Annotated in this window: 1 protein-coding gene; it reads right to left on the bottom strand. The window is 62.9% G+C overall.

Features of this window, described 5'->3' with window-relative positions:
- Positions 1 to 3,481 (bottom strand): Ig-like domain-containing protein (locus ACTHQV_RS18110; RefSeq protein WP_440492143.1); only part of this gene is annotated, 3,481 nt, incomplete at both ends.

The following is a 3,481-nucleotide window of genomic DNA, read 5'->3' as shown; positions in this document are numbered from 1 at the left end:
AACCCATATAGCCCGGCATCCCCGGCGTGCTCGCCGTCAGCGTCGCCGACGTTCCCGTCACCATAATCCCGCTGTCGGGTGCGGTGATCTTGTCGACGCCGGCAGTCAGGCGGATCAAGTTGGGATCGGCCTGATACGTTCCGCTGGTATCGGTGATGGTTTCGATGGAACTGGTAGCGAAGATGGCGTTGCGCTGATCGATGGTGAAGGCGCTGCCCTTGAGGACGAGCGTGTCTTGTCCGGCACCGCCCTGTACCTGGAAGGCGGTCGAACTGCTGGTAGTAGTGAAGGTGGTGCCGGTTACGTTGGTCGATATGACCTTGAAGTTACTAAGCGACGATGAGCCAAGATCGATGCTGCTATCAGCCACGTTCAGTTTGTTATCGGAGGAGCTGTACCAGCTTCTCACTCCGGCCATTACTGCGCTGTTCACCAGGAAGGTATTGGCTGTACTGGAGTTGATGCTGACCGACGCCAGGCTGGCCGAGCGCAGATCGTAGGTCTGCGCTCCGCTGTACCCAGCGAAAGTAACTGTAATAATTGAACCCATATACATGTTCTGCGGTGTCGGCGTGATGCCCTTCAGGACGTTGGCGACGTTCCAATTATCCGTCGAAGTGACCGTGACCGATCCGGACACGCTGCTCTCGAACGTGACCTTGCCCGAGCCTAGATAGAAGTTCGCATTGTAGCCGTGCGACACGCCCAATTCGATCGTTTGGGCACCCAGGTACACCCGAGCTTCGCTACTACCGCCCGGATTGGTCACCAACACCCGCTCGAACCCGGTGAACGCGCCCAAATTGTTGATCCGGTATTCGCCCCCACCGAACAGTTGCAACGTGTCGTACCCGGCACCGCCAATCAGCTGATCACCAGCTACCGGCGGTATGCCAGGCGAACCCATATAGCCCGGCATCCCCGGCGTGCTCGCCGTCAGCGTCGCCGACGTTCCCGTCACCATAATCCCGCTGTCGTCGGCCACCACATCATCGACGCCCGTAGTCAGTGTCGTTGTACCGGTACGGCTTTGTATGCGCAGAGCAAGCGGGTCGGACTTGTCGCTGACGTTGCCGGCCGCATCGGCTACACGGATCTGGACGATGTGGTCACCGACCGACAGCGCCGCGTCCGGGAGGTAGGACCATGCGCCCGTCGCATCCGCCGCGACGGTCGCGACCTTGCGATTGTCGATGTAAAGCTGGACCGTGCCGTTCGCTTCCGCCGTTCCGCGCAGCAGCGGTGCCGCCGTCGTCGTGCGGCCATCGCCGATAATGCCGGTGTCCGATGCTGCATCGATCATGACCTTGCCCGGTTTCGACGGATCGATCGTGTCGATGGTCAGCGCAAGCTGTTCGACCACGGCACCGCCCGCTCTGACGCTGACGAGATGTGCGCCATCGTCGAGCGGGGTGGCAAGCTTGTAGCTCCATGCGCCGGTCGCGCTGTCTGCGGTGACGGTGCCGACCTGCCGGCCATCGAGTGTGATCGTCACGGTCGCACCAGCGTCGACCACACCAGCGAGGGTGGGCGAAGCGTCCGAGGTGATGCCGTCGCCAAGCTTGCCGGTATCGGACTCCGCCGTGAGCGCTGGGGCTGCCAAAGCCGTAACCTGCTTCTCGATCGTCAGCGCGAGTACCGACGACGCCTTGCCGATATTGCCGGCCGCATCGCGCGCGACCGCCACCACCCTGTGCTGTCCCACCGACAGCAGCGCGGTCGGCGTATATTCCCATTGCCCGGTGCTATCGGCGACTACCGTCGCGACGTCCTTGCCGTCGATCCGTACGGTGACGCTGTTGCCGGCTTCCGCGACACCGGAAAGGGTGGGCGTATAGTCGTTGGTGATGCCGTCACCGACCTTACCGCTGTCGGACGTTTCGACCAGGACAGGCTGGCCTGCGGTGGAGGCAACCGTGTCCACCGTCACGTTCACTGCGGACGACCGTTCACTGGCATTGCCGGCAAGATCGGTAATGGCCGCACTGAAGGCATGGGTGCCGTCGCTCAGCGGTTCGGACAGCGTGATGCTCCAGACGCCGTTCGAAGCAGCTTTGGTGCTGCCGATGGCAACGTCGTCGGCATAGAGCGTGACCGTCGCACCTGCCTCGGCGCTGCCGGTCAGGGCAGGACGATTGGACTTCGTAATATTGTCGCCGATCGTCCCACTATCCGACTTTGCCGATAGCCCGGCGACGACCGGCACTGCGGCAACGGTGTCGACCGTGACATATGTCTTTTTGGTCGCACTTGCGTTGCCTGCAATGTCGGTCGCGCGGACTGACACGCTGTGGCGTCCCTCCCCAAGATTGGTGGGGGTATAGCTCCAGGCGCCGGTTACCGCATCGGCAACGATCGAGGCGGCTTCGACGCCGTCGATGGTGAGCGTGACGGTCGACCCGGCCTCCGCCACGCCCTCCAGCACGGGAGCGATATTGGTGATGCCGTCACCCAGCACCCCGGAATCGCTGTCGGCCGACAACAGCGTGGCGCCCAGTGTCGGGGCAAGCGTATCGACCGTGAAGCTATAGGTTCCGGAAGGCAGGCTGGCGTTGCCGGCGGCATCGACGGCGGTGACGTACGCGTCGTGCAAACCGTCCGACAGGACGGGATTGGCAAAGCTCCACTGCCCGAGACTATTCGCCTTGGCGGTACCCATGGCAACGCCGTCGACGAAGACCGTTACGGTCGCACCTGCCTCTGCGGTGCCGGTCAGACCGGTCTTGGCGACCCGGCTGATGTCGTCGCCCTTGACGCCGGTATCCGACCGCGCGGAAAGACCGGTCAGCGTGGGGGCTTCGATGGCAGTGTCGATCGTAAACGTCGCTGTGCGGGTGGCGCTTGCGTTGCCGGCAATATCGGTCGCGCGGACCCCGATCCGGTGTTTGCCTTCGACAAGCGTATCGGCGGTATAATGCCACGTTCCGTTCTGGTCCGCGTTCACGGTTGCGACTGCTACATTGTCGACGACGATGGTGACGACCGCATCTCTTTCCGCGGTGCCGGTAAAGGCGGGCGCGGTTCGCGCGGTGACGCGGTCACCGGCAAGACCGGTATCATCGCCTGCAACGAGGACAGGGCCGGTTACGTCGGGTCCGATCGTGTCGATCGTGACGGTAAAGGACTCTGATCGAGCCACCTCCAAGCCATTCCCATTGACCACGCTGGCTGTCACGATCCGAGGACCATCGACCAGAGCCGTCGTAGGCGTGAAGGACCACACTCCGGTCGCTCCCGCTTTTGCCGTACCGATCACAACGTCATCGACGAACAACTTCACGACGGAGCCAGGGTCCGCCTGACCAACGAAAGTGGGGCGCGTGCTCTTGGTGATGCCGTCACCCGCAACCCCACTGTCGGAGCGCGCGAGCAAGGCAACCGTCGGCAAGGAGCCAAGCGCCCGCGGCGCGAGTCCTGCGAAATTCTCTTTGGTGAACTGGCTGGCGGTGGTGTTCTCGAAGGTGACGAGCGTCGCGAAGTT

The sequence above is a fragment of the Sphingomonas sp. SAFR-052 genome, from assembly GCF_051965015.1.
In the GTDB taxonomy this organism is placed as follows: domain Bacteria; phylum Pseudomonadota; class Alphaproteobacteria; order Sphingomonadales; family Sphingomonadaceae; genus Sphingomonas.
This window is presented reverse-complemented; position numbering and strand designations above follow the sequence as displayed.